At 71.4% G+C, this 18840-nt stretch carries 18 protein-coding genes and 1 pseudogene; 10 read left to right on the forward strand and 9 right to left on the reverse strand.

The features are described 5' to 3' along the window. Positions 1-499 (forward strand): annotated as a pseudogene (locus tag ACIPJI_RS32500) (hypothetical protein); the annotation flags it as partial. Between the two features lie 102 nt (positions 500-601). Here ACIPJI_RS32500 and ACIPJI_RS32505 read toward each other — a convergent pair. Beyond that, a complete protein-coding gene (locus ACIPJI_RS32505) occupies positions 602-1147 on the reverse strand; it encodes a hypothetical protein (RefSeq protein ID WP_356624907.1) in 546 nt (181 codons plus the stop codon). Positions 1148-1270: 123 nt separating this feature from the next. Next, positions 1271-1849 (reverse strand): helix-turn-helix domain-containing protein, encoded by a 579-nt coding sequence (locus ACIPJI_RS32510; protein ID WP_356624909.1) that lies wholly within the window; start codon positions 1847-1849, stop codon positions 1271-1273. Between the two features lie 56 nt (positions 1850-1905). Here ACIPJI_RS32510 and pip point away from each other — a divergent pair, with 56 nt between their 5' ends. The 4 genes from pip (at position 1906) to ACIPJI_RS32530 (ending at position 7283) form a co-directional block, all read left to right on the forward strand. Further along, entirely contained in the window at positions 1906-2868 is a 963-nt protein-coding gene (pip, locus tag ACIPJI_RS32515) for a prolyl aminopeptidase (RefSeq protein ID WP_402250408.1), read from the forward strand. Positions 2869-3084: 216 nt separating this feature from the next. Then, positions 3085-4053: an SCO0930 family lipoprotein gene (locus ACIPJI_RS32520; protein ID WP_356624911.1), complete on the forward strand. Its 969-nt coding sequence runs from the start codon at positions 3085-3087 to the stop codon at positions 4051-4053. A 261-nt stretch (positions 4054-4314) separates the two neighbouring features. Next, the gene (locus tag ACIPJI_RS32525) at positions 4315-5124 is read left to right on the forward strand and encodes an SAM-dependent methyltransferase (protein WP_356624913.1); all 810 of its coding nucleotides are present in this window, start codon (positions 4315-4317) and stop codon (positions 5122-5124) included. Continuing rightward, on the forward strand, positions 5121-7283 hold the full coding sequence (locus tag ACIPJI_RS32530; protein ID WP_402250410.1) for a putative bifunctional diguanylate cyclase/phosphodiesterase: 2163 nt from the start codon (positions 5121-5123) through the stop codon (positions 7281-7283). The genes ACIPJI_RS32525 and ACIPJI_RS32530 overlap by 4 nt, the downstream gene beginning before the upstream one ends. Here the strand turns inward: ACIPJI_RS32530 and ACIPJI_RS32535 are convergent. Further along, entirely contained in the window at positions 7253-8173 is a 921-nt protein-coding gene (locus tag ACIPJI_RS32535) for a LysR family transcriptional regulator (protein WP_402250523.1), read from the reverse strand. The two genes, ACIPJI_RS32530 and ACIPJI_RS32535, sit on opposite strands and share 31 nt — an antisense overlap. A gap of 83 nt (positions 8174-8256) precedes the next feature. Here ACIPJI_RS32535 and ACIPJI_RS32540 point away from each other — a divergent pair, with 83 nt between their 5' ends. The 3 genes from ACIPJI_RS32540 to ACIPJI_RS32550 are packed head-to-tail and all read left to right on the forward strand — an operon-like array spanning position 8257 to position 11670. Further along, the gene (locus ACIPJI_RS32540) at positions 8257-8982 is read left to right on the forward strand and encodes a succinate dehydrogenase (RefSeq protein ID WP_402250412.1); all 726 of its coding nucleotides are present in this window, start codon (positions 8257-8259) and stop codon (positions 8980-8982) included. A 1-nt stretch (position 8983) separates the two neighbouring features. Continuing rightward, entirely contained in the window at positions 8984-10927 is a 1944-nt protein-coding gene (locus ACIPJI_RS32545; protein WP_356624916.1) for a fumarate reductase/succinate dehydrogenase flavoprotein subunit, read from the forward strand. Then, positions 10924-11670: a succinate dehydrogenase/fumarate reductase iron-sulfur subunit gene (locus tag ACIPJI_RS32550; RefSeq protein WP_356624917.1), complete on the forward strand. Its 747-nt coding sequence runs from the start codon at positions 10924-10926 to the stop codon at positions 11668-11670. Before ACIPJI_RS32545 ends, ACIPJI_RS32550 begins: the two co-directional genes overlap by 4 nt. Here ACIPJI_RS32550 and ACIPJI_RS32555 read toward each other — a convergent pair. From ACIPJI_RS32555 to ACIPJI_RS32565, 3 genes are all read right to left on the reverse strand, one after another. Beyond that, positions 11660-12700: an MBL fold metallo-hydrolase gene (locus ACIPJI_RS32555; RefSeq protein ID WP_402250525.1), complete on the reverse strand. Its 1041-nt coding sequence runs from the start codon at positions 12698-12700 to the stop codon at positions 11660-11662. The two genes, ACIPJI_RS32550 and ACIPJI_RS32555, sit on opposite strands and share 11 nt — an antisense overlap. 136 nt (positions 12701-12836) lie before the next feature. After that, entirely contained in the window at positions 12837-13604 is a 768-nt protein-coding gene (locus ACIPJI_RS32560; RefSeq protein WP_402250414.1) for an alpha/beta fold hydrolase, read from the reverse strand. Positions 13605-13700: 96 nt separating this feature from the next. After that, positions 13701-14597, reverse strand: a complete 897-nt coding sequence (locus tag ACIPJI_RS32565; protein ID WP_356624954.1) for a serine hydrolase — start codon at positions 14595-14597, stop codon at positions 13701-13703. Between the two features lie 36 nt (positions 14598-14633). Here ACIPJI_RS32565 and ACIPJI_RS32570 point away from each other — a divergent pair, with 36 nt between their 5' ends. Further along, positions 14634-15599 (forward strand): LysR family transcriptional regulator, encoded by a 966-nt coding sequence (locus ACIPJI_RS32570; RefSeq protein ID WP_402250416.1) that lies wholly within the window; start codon positions 14634-14636, stop codon positions 15597-15599. Between the two features lie 332 nt (positions 15600-15931). Here ACIPJI_RS32570 and ACIPJI_RS32575 read toward each other — a convergent pair whose 3' ends face one another. Next, positions 15932-16981, reverse strand: a complete 1050-nt coding sequence (locus ACIPJI_RS32575) for an MsnO8 family LLM class oxidoreductase (protein WP_402250527.1) — start codon at positions 16979-16981, stop codon at positions 15932-15934. Positions 16982-17140: 159 nt separating this feature from the next. Between ACIPJI_RS32575 and ACIPJI_RS32580 the strand changes: the two genes are divergently transcribed. Then, a complete protein-coding gene (locus tag ACIPJI_RS32580; protein WP_307709788.1) occupies positions 17141-17635 on the forward strand; it encodes an HAD family acid phosphatase in 495 nt (164 codons plus the stop codon). A 148-nt stretch (positions 17636-17783) separates the two neighbouring features. Here the strand turns inward: ACIPJI_RS32580 and ACIPJI_RS32585 are convergent, their stop codons facing one another. Beyond that, positions 17784-17999 carry a dodecin gene (locus ACIPJI_RS32585; RefSeq protein ID WP_307709789.1) on the reverse strand — a complete coding sequence of 72 codons (216 nt, stop codon included), beginning with the start codon at positions 17997-17999 and terminating at the stop codon, positions 17784-17786. Positions 18000-18024: 25 nt separating this feature from the next. Further along, positions 18025-18813 (reverse strand): GntR family transcriptional regulator, encoded by a 789-nt coding sequence (locus tag ACIPJI_RS32590; RefSeq protein ID WP_307709790.1) that lies wholly within the window; start codon positions 18811-18813, stop codon positions 18025-18027. Positions 18814-18840: the final 27 nt, after the last annotated feature.

Below are 18840 nucleotides of genomic sequence, written 5' to 3' on the forward strand. Positions count from 1 at the left end.
GGCCGGTGGTAACGGTGGTGACCGCGGCGCCGGTGGTGACGGTGGTGACCGGGGTAACGGTGGTGACCGCGGTGCCGGTGGCGACGGTGGTGACCGTGGCACCGGTGGTAACGGTGGTGACCGCGGCGCCGGTGGCGACGGCGGTGACCGCGGTGCCGGTGGTAACGGCGGTGACCGCGGTGACCGCGGTGCCGGTGGTAACGGCGGTGACCGCGGAACCGGTGGTGACCGGGGCGGTGAGTCGGTCGCCACTGCCCGGGTCCGCAACAACGCGACGCCCGGCAACTACAGCCTGACCGTCCGGTGCAACGACTCCAGGGAGACCGCCACGGCATCCTTCCGGGTGCTCCCCGCGCGCGGTGCGCAGGGCGGTCTCGGCGGATCGATCGGCCCGACCGACGTCGAGATGGCGATCGGTGCGGGTCTGGTCGCCACGGCGGCCGTCGGCGGCAGCCTGTTCATCGTCCGCCGCCGTCGCTCGGTCGGCGGTCCGGCCTGACCGGTTGAACCTCCCGGTCCGGCCGCAACCGCCCGTCGCCCCGAGTCCTCTGGAGGACTCGGGGCGACGGGCGGTCGGCGCCTGTTGCAGCAGTTGCCGTCATCAGTGCTGGCGGCTCGGCGACCGCCTGCGCACGACGAGCACCGTCGCTGTGGCGGCAGCCGCGACGAGAGCGCCGCCCGCCGCGATCTCCACGGCGTTCATGTCGTCGAAGCTGCCGCCCACGCCGCCGCGCACACCCTGGGGCGGTGCGGTGGTGGCGGTCCTGGTGGAGCTGGCGGTGGGGCTCGCGGTGGGGCTCGCGGTGGGGCTCGCGGTCCCGCCGGCGATGGTGAGGTCGACGGTGCCGATCCGGCCGATGCAGTTGAACTGGACCGAATACACCGCGCCCGGCCTGGCGTCCCGGTCGACGGTGGCCGTCGCTGCGCCGTTGCTGGGGATGGTGACGGTGTCGAAGACACCGGAGGTGACGGTGGTGGTGCTGGGGCAGCCACCCGCGGTCAGGGTGACACGACCGCCCGCCGCGACGGTCGAGGGCGTGACATTGAAGTCGTACGGGGTGTTGTTGACGGCCGCGGCTGTGGGGGCCGTCAGGGCGAGTGCGGCCGCTCCGAGCAGAGCGGCGGATGCGGCACGTATCGCGCGCATGGTGGTCCTCCGGTCCCGAGGAGCAGTCGCGGAACGATTTCCGCGTGGGTCGGGAAATGCACCTCGATGACCGAAACGCTAAGAGCGGTGTTCGTCCCCCGCGATCGCTGTAGGGCAAACGGGTCATTTCTGGTTGATCCCGGAATCGGCTCTTCGGGGCGCGCAGGGCTCAGGTGCGGTCGACGCGCTTGGGTGCGGCAGGAGATCGGGTGCCGCGTCCGCGATGCGCTCGCGCATGGGGCGCCGGCGCAGCGCCTCGAGCGCCTCGCCGATCAGGCGGCTCAACGGGTAAGGGAGCTCCGCCTCGAAAGCGGCGGCGGCCGCCGCGGTTGCGTGCCACTCGGCGTCCAGTGCGGGCATCAGGGACTCGGCCTCGGCGGTGAGCGTCGCGATGCGCCGGCGCCCGTCGCTGCCGGGGCCGATTGTGGCGAGGCCCTCTTTGACGAGCTGGGCGACCGTCTGGCTCGCCGCCGAGTGCGTCACGCCGGTCGCCCGGGCCAGGTCCTGGATCGAGCTCGGGCCGTGGGCGGACAGGGCGCGCAGGACGGGGGCGTACCGGGGGCGCAGGCCCCCCAGCCCCAAGTCCTCGTAGACCGCTGCGACGTCGGAGTCGAGAAGGTTCAGAAGGAGGCGCAGGCGGGTGCCGAGGAGCTCGGGGCCGGGGGAGGGGGCGGCGGCGGTGTCTTGGTCGGGCGAGGCCATGAGGCTAATGTAACAGCGCTGTTGTAATTGTCGGTGAGCCGGGAGGGCGTCGGGCCATGGCAGAGCTGTATCCGCCGATCGAGCCGTACGAGCAGGGGATGCTCGACGTGGGGGACGGGAACCTCGTGCACTGGGAGGTGTGCGGCAATCCGCGGGGAAGGCCCGCGCTCGTCGTGCACGGGGGACCGGGCTCCGGCTGCAACCCCCGCATGCGCCGGTACTTCGACCCCGAGGCCTACCGGGTCGTGCTCTTCGACCAGCGCGGCTGCGGGCGCAGCACCCCGCACGCGGCGGACCCGGCCGCCGACATGCGGTACAACACCACCGGTCATCTGCTCGCCGACATGGAGCAGTTGCGTGAGCACCTCGGTATCGAGCGATGGCTGCTGTACGGCGGGTCATGGGGATCAACGCTGCTCCTCGCCTACGCCGAGCGGCACCCGGAACGGGTGTCCGGGATCGTCGTCAACGGCGTCACGACCACCCGCCGCCGCGAGATCGACTGGCTCTACCGGGGCGTCGGCCGGTTCTTCCCGGAGCAGTGGCACCGCTTCCGGCTCGGCGTGCCGGAGGCCGACCGTGCCGGTGACCTCGTGGCCGCGTACGCCGGACTCATGGAGAGCGAGGACCGGGCGGTGCGGGAGAAGGCGGCCGTCGACTGGTGCCGCTGGGAGGACGCCGTGGTGTCGCTCGAGCCGAACGGCGGACCCGACCCGTACGGTAGCCGGCCCTCGGACGCGCGGATCGCGCTGGTGCGGATCGCCGCTCATTACTTCGCGCACGGCGCATGGCTCGAGGAGGGCGTGCTGCTGCGTGAGGCAGGCCGACTGAAAGGAATTCCCGGGGCGCTCTTCCACGGACGTCTGGATCTCAGCACGCCGCTCGAGACGCCTTGGGAACTCAGTCGCGTCTGGACCGACGCCGAACTGGTGGTCGTGGACGACTCCGGCCACAAGGGAAGTGCCACGATGCGGGACGGGGTGATCGGCGCTCTGGAGCGATTCCGGTACACCGAGTGACTGATGTGCCCCAGGGGGCAGTTGAGATCCGGCCAATTCCGCGACGGCTCCACATGGGGTGAATTCACCTGTTGGAAGCGGGATTTCAACCATTCGCGGTTGCGACTCACAAGATTTTTTCGAAGACGTTGAACAGACGCCGCCCTCCCGTCCGTACCTAGGACCATGAACGGCGCTCCGGGCGCCGGAACCGGATGGATGAACACGGGAGTGGACATGAACACCTGGCGGAACGCCTCGCTCGCGGTGACTGCGACGGCCGTACTCGCGCTGACGACGGCGTGCGGTCAGGAGACGGGCACCGAGACCCCCAACGGTCAAGCGGTCGGCGCGGCCAACCCCGCGCAGCCCGGGAACGGTTACGGCTCCGACGCCGGTTACGGCTCCGACGCCGGCGGCGAGGCGGCCGCCGCCAAGCCGGCGGGGCAGCTCGCGGTCTGGGAGAGCAAGGAGCTCGGCAAGGTCCTCGCCGACAGCGCGGGGCTCACTCTCTACCGGTTCGACAAGGACACCGCGGAACCGCCGAAGTCGAATTGCGAAGGCGACTGCGCGAAGACCTGGCCGGTCGTCGCGGCCGGCGGCGCCTCCGCGGCTCCCGGCGTCGACCCCTCCCTGATCGGCGAGGTCACCAGGGCGGACGGCACCAAGCAGCTCACCATCGGCGGCTGGCCGATGTACCGCTACGCCAAGGACACCAAGGCCGGTGACGTCAAGGGCCAGGGCGTGGGCGGCACTTGGTACGCGGCCGCCCCCGACGGCAAGAAGGCCGCACCGGGTGCGGGCGGGGAAGCGGGCGGCGACGAGGGTGCGGAGCCCGCCGACCTCGCGGGGCTTTCCGTCCGCAAGGACCCCAAGCTCGGTGAGATCGTGGTCGACAAGAACGGAATGACCGTCTACCGCTTCATGAAGGACTCGGCCTGGCCGATGAAGACCGCCTGCACCGGCGACTGCCTGAAGAAGTGGCCGGTCGTGGAGCCCGTCGACAAGAACGACACCGTCGGAATCCTGAAGAAGGGCTTCGTCACCTTCGACCGGCCCGACGGGATCGAGCAGCAGACCATCGACTGCTGGCCGATCTACACCTTCGCCGGCGACTCCAAGCCGGGTGACACCAACGGCCAGGGCGTCGGAGGCACCTGGTACGCCGTCTCGCCCGAGGGCAAGCCGGTCGGAGCGCCCAAGTAGTCCCCACGCTGCGCCTCCGACCAGCGTCGGCCCGTCTCACGCCCCTCCGCGTGACGGCGGGTCCGACGCATGTGCGGGGGCGTTTGCCGGACGCATGTGACCACGTCGCGTTCCGGTGGCGCATGACGAACAGGTGTGACCAAGAACGGACCGCTAATTTCCGTTTGGGCTCGCCCTCTTGGCGGGCGATCAGTAGCCTCGGCTCGAACACTGGCCATGGACATGGCCGAACTCCCCCGTGGCGACTTGTTGGAGACATCGATGGAGCGTCCCGCCTGGGCCCCGCAAGGCATCGACATATCGGTGCCGAGCGTGTCCCGCATTTATGACTTCTACCTGGGCGGCTCCCACAATTTCGAGGTCGACAGGGCGGCCGCGCGCAGGGCCATGGAGTTCATGCCGGGACTCCCCAAGATCATGCAGGCGAACCGTGCCTTCATGCGCCGCGCCGTCAATTACGCGGTGGGCGAGGGCATCACGCAGTTCCTCGACATCGGCTCCGGCATTCCGACCTTCGGGAATGTCCATGAGGTCGCCCGCAGGGCCAGTCCCGAGGCGAAGGTGCTCTACGTGGACCACGATCCGGTCGCGGTCGCGCACAGCCGGGCCGTCCTCGACGGCGACACACAGTCGGACGTCGTCGCCGCCGACCTGCGTAAGCCGCGGGAGATCCTGGACAGCCCCGAGGCACAACTTCTGGACCTGGAACGGCCCGTGGCGCTGCTCCTCGTCGCCGTACTGCACTTCCTCACGGACGAGGACGAGCCGTGGGAGGCCGTGGCCGAGCTGCGGGACGCGCTGGCGCCCGGCAGCCTGCTGGTGATCACCCACGCCTCCTTCGAGGGCATCCCCCTCCCGGCCGAACAGGCCGGTGGCACGGTCGGTGTGTACCGGGACATCCGTAACCCGCTGGTGATGCGGTCGCGCGAGGAGGTCGGCCGGTTCTTCGACGGCTACACGATGGTCGAACCGGGGCTGGTCTCGATGCCGAACTGGCGGCCCGACGGGCCCGTCGACCAGGAGGATCCGTACGCCTTCTCCGGCTTCGCCGGGGTGGGGCGCAAGGCGTGAGGCAAACGTCACGGGCGGCCGGGTCCGAGGGGGACGCGGACGTGCTGGAAGACCGGCTCAGGCGGTTCGCGACCATCTGGAGCCGTGCCATCTTCCCCGCTACGGCAACGTCGCTCACCCGACCCGAGTTCGAGCAGCATCTGCTGCCGCTCGCAAGGGAGTTGAACAGTGCGCTCCATGCCCGCCCCTTCACCGCACAGCCCGCGCAACAGGTGGGGGCCGCGCTGGTCGGCGTACACTGCACCGACCCGGACGCCCTCAGTCGCACCCTCGGCGTCGTCGACGCCTACCTGGTGCTCTACTGCGGCGACCCCGAGCAGACCGCGGAGGAGAACCGCGCCCGCTGCGCCCGCCTCCAGCACGCCCTCGCCGCCGGATTCGCCCAGGCGCTGCGGGAACGGACGCTGGCCGAGCAGGAGTCCATCGCGCGCTCGTCGCTGCTGGCGCGCAGTGAGGCGCTGCAGGCCATGCACGCCACCGAGGCACGCTTCCGCGCGGTCTTCGAGGGCGCCGCGATCGGCATAGGGATCGCCGACCTCGAGGGCAACGTGCTCGAGGTCAACGACACGCTGACCCAGATGTTCGGCGGTCTGGAGAACCACGTCCGCGGGCGCAAGGTCACCGACTGGGCGCACCCGGAGGACCGGCCGCACGTCTGGCAGCTGTACGAGGAGCTGGTGACCGGGGAACGCGAGCACTACCGGGTCGAGAAGCCGTTCTACCGCAACGACGGCACCGTCCTGTGGACCAATCTGACCGTCTCCCTGCTGCGCGACGCCGACGGGGAGCCGCAGTACCAGCTGGCGTTGTTCGAGGACACCACGGAGCGCCGGCTGCTCAATCTGCGACTGCGGTACGAGGCCACGCACGACGCGCTGACCGGTCTGCCCAACCGGACCCTGTTCTTCGAGCGTCTCGAGAAGGCCGTCGGCGCGGCGGCCGGCACCCGCTTCGGGCTGTGCTACCTCGACCTCGACGGCTTCAAGACCATCAACGACAGCCTCGGCCACGCCACCGGCGACCGGCTGCTGGTGGAGGTCGCCGACCGGCTGCAGAGCTGCGCCACCGCGCCGGGCGAGATGGTCGCGCGGCTCGGTGGCGACGAGTTCGTCGCGCTGACGACCGGGCCCGACACGCAGAACGCCGTGGACGAGCTGGCCACCCGCATCCTGGGCGCCCTCGCCACCCCGATCCGTGTCGACGGGCGGGAGTTCACCGTCCGCGGCAGCATCGGCATCGTGGAGGGCCCTGCCGGGGAGCGCACCAGCGCGGAGGTGCTGCGCAGCGCCGACATCACCATGTACCGCGCCAAGTCCGCGGGCGGCAACCGCTTCGAGATCGCGGACCCGGAGGCGGACGCCCGCGCGATCACCCGGCACGGGCTGACCAACGCACTGCCGGCCGCCCTGGAACGCGGTGAGTTCTTCATCGAGTACCAGCCCCTGGTGCACCTCGGGGACGGCAGCGTGCACGGCGCCGAGGCGCTGGTGCGCTGGTGTCATCCGCAGCACGGGGTGCTCGGCCCCGACCGGTTCATACCGCTCGCGGAACGCACGGGACTGATCGTGCCGCTCGGCCGCTGGGTGCTTCAGGAGGCCGCACGCCAGGCCAGGTTCTGGAGCAAGCGGCACACCGACGGCGGCCCGCTGCGGATCAACGTCAACCTCTCGCCCGCCCAGCTCCAGCATCCCGGGCTGGTGGCGGACACCGTCGACGTGCTCGAGCGCTCAGGCCTGGAACCGGGCGCGCTCTGTCTGGAGGTCACCGAGTCGGCGCTGATCGGCGCCGACGAGGACCGGCTCAAGCCGCTGCGGCAACTGGCGGAGATGGGCGTGGACATCGCGCTCGACGACTTCGGAACCGGCTACTCCAACCTGGCCAACCTGCGCCGGCTGCCGGTGAGCGTGCTGAAGCTCGATCGTTCCTTCACCCAGGGCATGCAGCGTCATCCCGCCGACCCCGTCGACCTGAAGATCGTCGAGGGCATCGTGTCCCTCGCACACAGCCTGGAGCTGGCCGTGACGGTGGAAGGGGTGGAGACCGGCGCCCAGGCCGAGCAGCTGAGGGAACTCGGCTGCGACACCGCGCAGGGCTGGTACTACGCGCGGCCGGGCGCACCCGACCGGATTCACACGCTGGTGATGGCCGACGCCGTCTGACCTCCCGCGGCGGCCATCGAGTCCAGCAGCACACGCTGCAGCTCGCGGGCCGCCCGGGGCGGCGCCACATCGCTGCGGTGGGCCAGCGCGACGGTTCGCCGCAGACCCGGACCGGCCAGCGGGGTCACCCGCAGGTCGCCGCCGGCCCGCTCGGCGACCGTACGGGGCACGACGGCGACGCCGAGCCCGGCCCGTACGAAGCCCAGCACCGCGTCCATCTCGCCGCCCTCCACCGTGAACGTCGGCTCGAAGCCCTCCGCGCGGCAGGCGGCGACGGTCAGCTCCCGCAGGTCGTAGCCGTGCCGGAACATCACCAGCGGCTCGCCGGCGAGGTCGGCGATCCGCACCGGACGGCGGGGCGCGCGGGCCTGCGGCGACGACACCACGACCAGGTCCTCCTTGAGCAGTTCGACGGTGGTCAGCGCGGGGGAGGGCGACGGCAGGGGCAGCACGACGAGGGCGAGGTCGAGGGAGCCGCGGGCCAGCTCCCGCACCAGGTCGTGCGAGCCGGACTCCTCGATCAGCAGCTCGATACCCGGGTGCAGATCGTGGAAGGTGCGCAGCACCTCGGGCAGCAGGCCTGTGCACAGGCTCGGCGTGGCACCCAGCCGCACCCGCCCCCGGCGCAGCTGGGCCAGCTCCTGGACCTCACGGCGGGCCGTGTCGGCGTCGGCGAGGATGCGCCGCGCGAGGGGGAGCAGGGTCTCGCCCGCGTCCGTGAGGGCGATGTGGCCCCGGGCCCGGCCGAACAGGTCCGCGCCCAGCTCCTTCTCCAGCGCTCTGATCTGCTGGGAGAGCGACGGCTGCGAGACATGGACACGCTCGGCGGCGCGGGTGAAATGGCGGGTCTCAGCGACGGCGACGAAGTAGAGGAGCTGCTGCAGCTGCATCCGGCCACGATAGCCCATGGCTATGGACATGAGCCGGATCATGTCTTGGACCTCTGGACCCCTCCGGCCCTAGCGTCGACGGCATGGCACTGGGAACGAGGACGGAAGAGAAGCCGTCGAGGACGGGCCGGCAACCGTCCGTCATTCGGCTGTTCTGGCGGTCCACCGTCGGCAAGAAGACGGTCATGGCCGTCAGCGGCCTGATCATGCTCGGTTACCTCGTCGCCCACATGATGGGCAACCTCAAGATCTTCTTCGGGGCGGACGAGTTCAACGCGTACGGGCACTGGCTGCGGACCATGGGCGAGCCCGTGCTGCACTACTCATGGGCCCTGTGGCTCGTGCGGGTGGTGCTGCTCCTCGCCGTCGTCGGTCATGGCGTCGCCGCCTACCAGCTCAGCCGCCGCGACATCGCGGCACGTCCGGACAAGTACGTGCACCGGAAGCGGCGATCGAGCTACGCGACGCGCACCATGCGCTGGGGCGGGATCATCCTGGCGCTGTTCATCGTCTGGCACCTGCTGGACCTGACCACCCTCACCGTCAACGAGAACGCCCAGCCCGGCCACCCGTACGAGAACGTCGTCGCCACGTTCTCCACCTGGTACGGCAACGTCGTCTACATCGTCGCGATGCTCGCCGTCGGACTGCACATCCGGCACGGCTTCTGGAGCGCCGCGCAGACCCTCGGAATGGGCAACGCCACCCGCGACCGCATCCTCAAGACCGCCGCCGACGGGCTGGCCCTGCTGCTCACGGCCGGCTTCCTTTCCGTACCCGTCGCCGTCATGACCGGAGTCGTGAGCTGACATGGACTACCTCGACCACACGACCGGCGCGCCCCTCGCCGACACCAAGGCGCCGGCGGGACCCGTCGAGCAGCGCTGGGACCGGCGCCGCTTCGAGGCGAAGCTGGTCAACCCCGCCAACCGCCGCAAGCACACCGTCATCGTCGTCGGCACGGGCCTCGCCGGCGGCGCCGCGGGCGCCACGCTCGCCGAACAGGGCTACCACGTCGAGCAGTTCTGTTATCAGGACTCCCCGCGCCGGGCCCACTCGATCGCCGCGCAGGGCGGCATCAACGCGGCCAAGAACTACCGCAACGACGGTGACTCGGTGCACCGCCTCTTCTACGACACCGTCAAGGGCGGCGACTTCAGGGCCCGCGAGTCCAACGTGCACCGCCTCGCCGAGATCTCCGTCGAGATCATCGACCAGTGCGTGGCCCAGGGCGTCCCCTTCGCCCGAGAGTACGGCGGCCTGCTCGACACCCGCTCCTTCGGCGGCGTCCAGGTCTCCCGCACCTTCTACGCCCGCGGACAGACCGGCCAGCAGCTCCTGCTCGGCGCCTACCAGGCACTCTCCCGCCAGATCGCGGCCGGCGCCGTCACCATGCACCCCCGTACCGAGATGCTCGACCTGATCGTCGTCGACGGACGGGCCCGCGGCATCGTCGCCCGCGACCTGATCACCGGCGGGATCTCCACGTACTTCGCCGACGCGGTGGTCCTCGCGACGGGTGGCTACGGCAACGTCTTCTACCTGTCGACGAACGCCATGAACTCCAACGCCACCGCCGTCTGGCGGGCCCACCGGCGCGGCGCCTACTTCGCCAACCCCTGCTTCACCCAGATCCACCCCACGTGCATCCCGCGCACCGGCGACCACCAGTCCAAACTGACCCTGATGAGCGAGTCGCTGCGCAACGACGGCCGCATCTGGGTGCCCAAGGCCCGCGGCGACGCACGACCGCCGAACGAGATCCCCGACGACGAACGCGACTACTACCTGGAGCGGATCTACCCGTCCTTCGGCAACCTCGTCCCCCGCGACATCGCCTCACGGGCGGCGAAGAACGTCTGCGACGAAGGACGCGGTGTCGGCCCCGGCGGGCAGGGTGTCTACCTGGACTTCGCCGACGCGATCAGGCGGATGGGCCGCGAGAAGGTCGAGGAGAAGTACGGCAACCTCTTCGAGATGTACGAGCGGATCACCGCCGAGAACCCGTACGAGGTTCCCATGCGGATCTACCCCGCCGTGCACTACACGATGGGCGGCCTGTGGGTCGACTACGACCTGCAGACCACGATCCCCGGCCTCTTCGCCATCGGTGAGGCCAACTTCTCCGACCACGGCGCCAACCGCCTCGGCGCCTCCGCCCTGATGCAGGGCCTCGCCGACGGCTACTTCGTCCTGCCGTCCACCATCAACGACTACCTCGCCCGTGGCACCTTCGACGCCGTCGGCGCCGGCCACCCCGCGGTGACCGAGGCCGTCGCCGAGGTGGAGGACCGGCTGAACCTGCTGCTGGCCGTCGGCGGCGACCGCACGCCCGACTCCTTCCACCGAGAGATCGGCGAACTCATGTGGGAGTTCTGCGGGATGGCCCGCACCGACGAAGGGCTCCGCAAGGCGCTCGACCGGATCCCGCAGATCCGCGAAGAGTTCTGGCGGCGCATCAAGGTGCCGGGTACCGGCGAGGAGTTCAACCAGTCGCTGGAGAAGGCCAACCGCATCGTCGACTACCTGGAGCTCGCCGAGCTGATGTGCCTCGACGCGCTGCACCGCACCGAATCGTGCGGCGGTCACTTCCGGGAGGAGTCCCGGACCCCGGACGGCGAAGCCGCCCGCAAGGACGACGAGTTCGCCTACGCGGCAGCCTGGGAGTTCACAGGGACCGGCGCCCCTCCCGTCCTGCACAAGGAAGACCTGGTCTTCGAGTACGTCCACCCCACTCAGCGGAGCTACGCATGAAGCTCAACCTGCGCATCTGGCGGCAGAAGAACGCCGACACCCCCGGCGCCATGGCGACCTACGAGGTGGACGGCATCTCGTCCGACATGTCGTTCCTGGAGATGCTCGACACCCTCAACGAGGAGCTGATCCTGCGCGGCGAGGAGCCCGTCGCCTTCGACCACGACTGCCGCGAGGGTATCTGCGGCGCCTGCTCCCTCGTCATCAACGGCGACGCCCACGGCCCGGAACGCACCACCACCTGCCAGCTCCACATGCGCTCCTTCCGCGACGGCGACACCATCGACGTCGAGCCGTGGCGGGCCTCGGCCTTCCCCGTCGTGAAGGACCTGGTCGTCGACCGCTCCGCCTTCGACCGGATCATCCAGGCCGGCGGCTACATCAGCGCTCCGACCGGCTCGGCCCCCGACGCGCACGCCACTCCTGTGCCCAAGCCGGACGCCGACTTCGCCTTCGAGCACGCCGAGTGCATCGGCTGCGGGGCGTGTGTGGCCGCCTGCCCCAACGGGTCCGCGATGCTGTTCACGTCGGCCAAGGTCAACCACCTCAATGTGCTGCCCCAGGGCGCTCCGGAGCGTGAGACCCGGGTGCTCGACATGGTCGCGGCCATGGACGACGAGGGCTTCGGCGGCTGCACCCTCACCGGGGAGTGCGCGACCGCCTGCCCGAAGGGGATCCCGCTGCCGTCCATCGCCGCGATGAACAAGGAGTGGCTGCGCGCCACGCGCAAGGTCAGGCGGTGACCGCCGGCCGCATGTCGGCGCCGTAGAGGGTCCCGTAGTCGGGAACGACGATCCTCGAGGTGGGGGAGAGCGTCCGGATCAGGTCCGTGAACCCGTCCAGGTCCATGACCGGATCACGCTGCGGCGGCAGGCTCAGCGGCCTTTCGAAGTTGTCCCAGTGGACCGGGACGACGGTCGCGGGGTCACCGAGCGCGCCCAGCAGCCTCTGGAGATAGCGGTACGTCGCCGTGCTCGACGGGGTGGCCGCCATCAGTACATCTGGTCGCAGCCCGCTCGCGGCCCGCTCCTCGAAGTCGCTCGCGCCCATGAGGAAGACGGACGGACCGCCCTTCACACTCACCTGGAAGGCGAGCGTGTCGCCCTCCGGCAGGTCGGAGATCGTCCGCGGGGCGCGGCGCGGCACGGCGTTCAGCGTGCCCGGCGCGAAGTAGGACCACTTGGCGTTTCGGCTGTGCCGGCTGGCCACGACCTCCACGGTGAAGCCGTCGAAGTCGAGCACCTCGCCGCCCTTGACCACGCTGATCTGCCCGGCGTCCACGCCGAGCGCCCGCAGCACGTGGTACGTCGTCTCGGTGCCGATGACGCGGGCGCCCGTCGAACGCGCGATGTGGGGCACGTCGTTGATGTGGTCCCAGTGGGTGTGGCTGACCAGCACCAGCTCCGGGCTGCCCGCGTGCCGTGTCACCAACTCCTCGTCGCACTGCAGCGGGGTGGTCGCGTCGAAGCTGCCCTTCGGGCCGAACAGGCCGGTCGGGAAGCGGGTGATGTACGGGTCGAACAGGACGGTCCTGCCGCCGATGCCGATGCGCCAGCCCGAGGTGCCGAGCCACCGCAGGGTCGCGGAGCCGGCGGGTGCCGTGGCGGCCTTCCGGTGCCCGTTCGACGCTGCCGCTGCCGCTGCCGCTGCCGCAGCCGCCGCCCCCGCCGGCAGCAGCGGCGCCGCCGCACCGAGCGCCGCTCCGCGGAGCAGCGTCCGCCGCACGAAGGTCCTCCGGCCGCCGTGCTGAGGGCCGTTCATCGGGTCACTCATGTTCATCGGGTCACTCATGTGCTCACTCGTGTGTTCGCTCATGAGCCAGAGGAGATCAGGCCCGGGCGGCTCCCGTCCAAGACCGCAGTGCCTCACGATCCATACCCGAATGAGCATGACTGCCGGTCGGCTCTCTTCAGTCCGCGAGCGCCTCAGCGGCGGCGCGGACGAATGCCTCCGGGTTGTCGAGCATGATGTTGTGTCCACAGTCCGGTATCGCGACGACGGACACTCCGGCTTCGGTGAGTGCGTCGGCGCCCGGGAGCGGGCCGTCGGTCTCGGGCAGCAGGTAGGTGCGGGGAATCTTCAGGTCCAGGAGGAGCTCGCGCATGGTGGGGACGGTGCCGCGGGTCAGGTGCAACGCGCTGCGATGCAGGGCCTCACGGCCGGCCAGGCGCATCGTGGACCACCAGTGGGAGCCGACCCGGTCACGGACCTCTTTCCATCCGTCCGTCACGAATTCCTGCTCGGAATAGGCGGCGATGCCGCTGCTGCCTCCAGAAGCGGGCGCACGCGGGATCGGGTCGAGGTTGGCGTCGATCAGCACCAGACGGGAGACCAGGTGCGGATGCCGGGCCGCCAGGACGATGGCCACCGAGCCTCCCATGCTGTGCGCGACCAGCTCCGCGCCGGTGACGCCCGCGGAGGTCAGGGCCACGGCGAGGGCGTCCGCGTGGGATTCCAGGCTGTAGTCGAAGCCTGTCGGCCGGTCGCTGATGCCGTGACCGAGCAGGTCGATCAGCAGTGAACGGCTGCCGGCCAGCAGAGGATGAACCGCGACCTCCGTGAAGTAGGCAGGCGAAGTGGCGCCCAGCCCATGCACGTAGACGCGCGACGGCTCCTGCCCCGGCAGCTCGACCCAGCGGATCCGGTCGCCTTCTGGTGTCACGGTGGCATTGCGCACAGTCTGCTCCTCGGCAGTCAAGATCGTGAAGAGACGAGAGTAGCGACGAGAGAGGTCCACCACCGCCGATCCTCCGGCACGGGCCCTGACCGCAGGTCAGGGCCGGTGTTCGGGCCCGAGGCCGCGCAGCAGGTCCACCGCCGTCCGGGCCGCCGCGCCGATCGCCACGTCCGTTTCCGTGTGGTTCGCCTGCAGGGCCGGGGTACGGGCGAACACGGCAACCGCGTACCTGCCGCCGTCCGGGTACTCGGCCACGCCGACCTCGTTGTGCAGCCCCGGCAGCGTGCCAGTCTTGGCCGCGACGCGCACGCCGTCGCCGAACCCGGCGGCGAGCCGGTGACGGAACACCTGGCGACCCATCAGATCCCTTACCTGCGCGCAGGCTTCGGGCGGCCCCGCCTCGTCCCGCCACACCATCCGGAGCAGGCGCGTCATCTCGCGCGGCGTGCTCGCGTTCGTGCGGGCGGGGTCGTACACGCCGAGGCCGCGCACGTCGGCGGCGGACAGTGTGGGGAAGACCGCGGCGAACTCCCGCTCGTCCCGCGCACCGACCTCGTCGAGCATCGACTCCAGCACCTGTCGGGGTCCGCCCACGATCCGGGTGTCGACGAGCCCGAGTTCCTTCGCCAGCATCGCCACGGTGTCCGGACCCACGCGCTCCATCAGCAGGTCCGCGGCCGTGTTGTCGCTCACCGCCATCGCGAAGTGGGCGAGGTCGCGCAGCGACAGCTCCACATCGTCGAGACAGCCACCGGTGCCCCAGCCGCCGAGGCGGCGCTCGGACGTCACCCGGACCCGCTCCCGGGGATCGAGCTGGCCGGCGGCCGACTGCCGGGCGAACTCCAGGACGAGCAGCACCTTGAACACCGAGGCGACGACGACCGGTTCATCGGCGCCGTACCCCGCCTCACCGGGGCCGTCGATGTCCACGGCGTGCAGGACGCCCTCGGCTCCCGCTCCGGCGAACACCGCTCGCAGTCTCTCCTCGATCAGCATTCGGCCACCGCTCCTGTCGCCTAGGGTCGTCCCGTGGATCTCCTGCGCCACTTGCGTATCTTCGTCGTTGTGGCCGACGAGTTGAACTTCGGGCGGGCGGCCGACCGCCTCGGCATGGCCCAGCCGCCGCTCAGCCGTGCCGTGCGCAAGCTGGAGGACGAGCTCGGCGCGGAACTTTTCGACCGGTCACGGCAGCAGGTACAGCTCACCCCTGCCGGGTCCGTACTCGTGGACCAGGCGCGGGACCTGCTGGCCCGCGAGGAGCGCACCAGGGCGCTCGTGTGCCGTGCCCGCGACGGCGACCTCGGCACGCTGCGCGCGGGCGTACCGCCTGACACTTCCGCGGCGGTGCTGGGGGCGCTGGTCGCCGAATGCCGGGAACGGGCCCTGCGCTTCGACCTCCAGGAGTTGACGACGGACGAGCAGCTCCGGCTGCTGGCCTCGGGAGGTCTCGACATCGGCCTCGTCCAGCAGCCGGCGGACGTCAGCGGCCTGGAGCTGGGACCGGAGGCCCGGCTCGAGCTGGGTGTGGTGCTGCCCCGCACCTCGCCCCTCGCCCGGCTCCCGGAGGTCGCGCTGGCCGACCTGGCGGGCCAGGACCTCGTCCTCTTCCCGAGGGCCTCTGCCCCCGGCTGGTACGACACGACGCTCGAGATCTGCCGCGCCGCCGGCTTCGTCCCCCGCAAGGTGCGGCAGGCCCGCAACCCCGAGTTCCTCATCGGCCTGGTGACGGCCGGCCACGGGGTCGCCTTCGACCAGGGGCCGGTGGCCCGCAAGGAGCCCAGGGTGGTCTGGCGGCCCCTGGCGGGCCGGCCGCTCGCGCAGCGGATCCGCGCGGCCTGGCCGGGGCAGTCACCGCACAGGGCCGCCGCGGAGTTCGCGGCCGTCGCCGCGGACGTCCTGGCCCGCGACCGTACCCCGGCCCTCGGCGGCGCGGCACCGGCCGCCGAGACCCTGGCCGGCGACGGGCCGCGGCCCTGGTCGGTGGTTTTCGGGTGAGGTGCCGGGCGGGGACGCCGGGGGCGGGCCGCAAGGGCGTGCCGTGCCCTGGTCGGTGGTCTTCGGGGCGAAGGCGCCGGGCGGAGGAGGCCGGCGAAGGGCCCCGCCGGGGAGGTATCCGGCCGGGGGCGGGCAGTGCGCGGTGGTGTATCCGGGCAGGAGTCGGGTGGCGTATCCGGGCCAGGGCACGACCCTGTCGGGCGCCCCGTCCCCCGGACCGGTCAGCCCGTGGTGGGCGACGCGGTCCGTCCCAGGACCTCTCTGCTTGTGGTGCGCGCGCGGGCCGACCCGGCACGGTCGGGCACGCGGCGCGGGATCGGCGTCGGGGCCGGTCAGGCGGCCGCGCCCGTCAGGTCGCGGGAGGGCAGCCCGGCCACCCGGGCGAGACGCCGGAGCGAGTCAAGCAGCGCCGCGCGGTCGTACGTGCTGGTGGTGACCAGTACCTCGTCGGCCCCGCTCTCCTCGACCGCCGACTTCAGGGCGTCGGCGACCTGCTCCTCGGTGCCCGCGATGTGGCCGCTCAGCCCCGACTCGTAGAGACCGCGCTCCTTGGCGGTCATCTCCAGCGCCTCGATGCGCTCGGGCGGCAGGAGCGGCGGAAACGTCCCATGAGTGCGGGAGTACGCCATCGACCAGGCCTCCGGCATCAGCAGCCGGCGTGCCTCCTCCTCGCTGTCGGCGACCGCGACCGTCCCCGCGACGACCACGTACGGCCGCTCCGCCCACGCGGAAGGACGGAAGTCCCGCCGGTAGCCCTCCACGGCCGTGAGCAGCCGGTCCCGGCCACGGAGATCGCCGATGACCAGCGGCAGACCGGCACGGGCTGCGATCCTTGCGCCTTCACCGGTGGCGAGCAGGAACGGAGGGATCCGGAGCCCCTCCGAGGGGCGGGCACGGACGTGTGGATGCGCCGCCCGGTCGCCGGTGAACCAGCCCAGCAGTTCCTCCAGCCTGGCCTCGAAGTCCTCCGCGTCCTGCTTGTCGCGGCCGAGCGCGCGGCGGATACCGTCCGTGAAGCCGACGGACCGGCCGAGCCCCATGTCGACCCGGCCGGGGAAGAGCGACTCCAGCACGCCGAACTGCTCGGCCACGACCAGGGGTTGATGGTTGGGCAGCATCACCCCGCCGGTGCCGACGCGGATCGAGGTGGTCGCGGCGGCGACCGCCGCCGCGAGTACCGTCGGCGCCGAACCCGCGACGCCGGGGACGCCGTGGTGCTCGGAGACCCAGAAGCGGTGGTAGCCGAGGGCCTCGGCCTGCCGGGCGAGGCTCACGGTGTCCCGCAGCGCGGCAGGGCCGTCGTACCCCTCACGGGTGCGGGAACGGTCGAGTACCGACAGATGGACGGTGGACGCGGTCAGGGAGCTCACATCACGGTTCAACGCGTTCACCGCGTGAGGATTCCCGATGTGCCGCCCTGACTCGCGCACGGCCCGGCCACGTCCGCCCGGTCCCGTTCTCCCCGATCCTGGCCCGTCCTCCGGGTCCCGCCGCCGGTCCCGATCCGGCCGGACCAGGGTCAAGGGCCTAGGGTGACCGGCGTGACGCAGAGCAGCAGGCCGCTGGCCGTATTCGACCTCGATGGAACGCTCTCCGACGCCGGGCACCGCCAGCATCTGCTGGAACGCAAGCCGCGCGCGTGGGACGCCTTCTTCGCCGCCGCCCCCGAGGACCCGCCGCTCGCCGAGGGCGTGGCGCTGTGCCTGAAGGCGGCGCAGGAGTGCGAGGTGCTGTATCTGACCGGCCGGCCGGAGCGCTGCAGGAAGGACACCGTGGACTGGCTCGCGGCACAGGGGCTGCCGCAGGGGCGGATCTTCATGCGGCGCAACGACGACCGGCGGCCCGCGCGCAGGACCAAGCTCGAGATCCTGCGGCAGCTCTCCCGCGACCGGGAGATCAGGATGCTGGTGGACGACGACGAGCTGGTGTGCCAGGACGCGGAGCGCGCCGGGTTCCGTGTCGTGCGGGCGGTCTGGGGTGCGGCGAGTACGACACCTGCCATGCACCAGGCTCAGGAGCGCGAGGGCCGCACCTGAGCCGGGCCGGTCGCCCCGTACCTGGCCCCGGCCGGTCAGCCCCGCACCTGAGCCGGGCCGATCGAGGCCGGACCTGGGACGTGCCACACGCCGCCCCGGAACGGACGGGGCGGCGTGTCGTCGGTCGCGAGTTCTCGGCCGCGTGTGCTCAGTCGCCGTCCTCGAGACGGAAGCCGACCTTCAGACCGACCTGGTAGTGCTCGATCTGACCCTCGACGATGTGCCCGCGGACCTGAGTCACCTCGAACCAGTCGAGGCCCCGCAGCGTTTGCGAAGCCCGGGAGATGCCGTTCTTGATGGCCTGGTCGACCCCGTCGGGCGAGGTGCCCACGATCTCGGTGACGCGGTAGGTGTGGTTCGACATGGGTGTCGTGCTCCTCTCGGTGCGTTCACTCCACCGTGCCCCACCAGTCGGCTTCCCGCGAGGCGTCGGGAGCGGGGCGGCCGTCCCCCGTGGGGCCGAGCGAGAGCCGGGAGAGGATGCGGTAGCGGTCGCCGCGGTAGAGGGAGCGCACGTACTCGACCGGACGGCCGTCGGGGTCGGAGGTGACGCGGTCGAAGAGCAGCGCCGGCGACAGGACGGGTACGCCCAGCAGCTCCGCCTCGGCCTCGCTCAGCACGGTGGGCTCGATGGACTGCTCCGCGCGGGCGGCGACGATCCGCCGCTCGGCCCGCAGGTAGCGGTAGAAGCCCGACTCCATCCGCCGCGGGGTGAGATCAGGGGCGAGGCCGGCCGGGATGTGCAGGTATTCGAGTCCGACGGGGCCGCCGTCGACCAGCCGCAGCCGGGCGACGTGGAAGATCTCCGCGGCGGGGGAGAGCCGCAGCCTGCGTCCGATACGGGCGCCCGCGGCGGTCCTGCGGAACTCCAGCACCCGGCTCGACCAGGTTCCCGGTGCTTGCGGGGCGGCGGCCGGGGCCGAGTCGCCGACCAGCTCCTGGGTGATCTTGGCGGGGGCGACGAACATGCCGCGACCGTGCTCCCGTACCAGCGCCCCGGTGGCGACGAGTTCGTCGACGGCGGCGCGGAGGGTGGGGCGCGACACGTCGAGGGCGGCGCAGAGGGTGCGTTCGGAGGGGATGGCGTCGCCGGGGCGCCGGTCGTCGACCAGGCCCAGCAGATACGCCCGTACGCGCTCGCGTTTGAGCGCCGCCCTGGGCGCGCCCTCGTCCCTCATCGCCGTCCCCTCCCGAGAGCCCGTGAG

It is taken from the genome of Streptomyces sp. NPDC086835, from assembly GCF_044745705.1.
GTDB lineage: Bacteria > Actinomycetota > Actinomycetes > Streptomycetales > Streptomycetaceae > Streptomyces.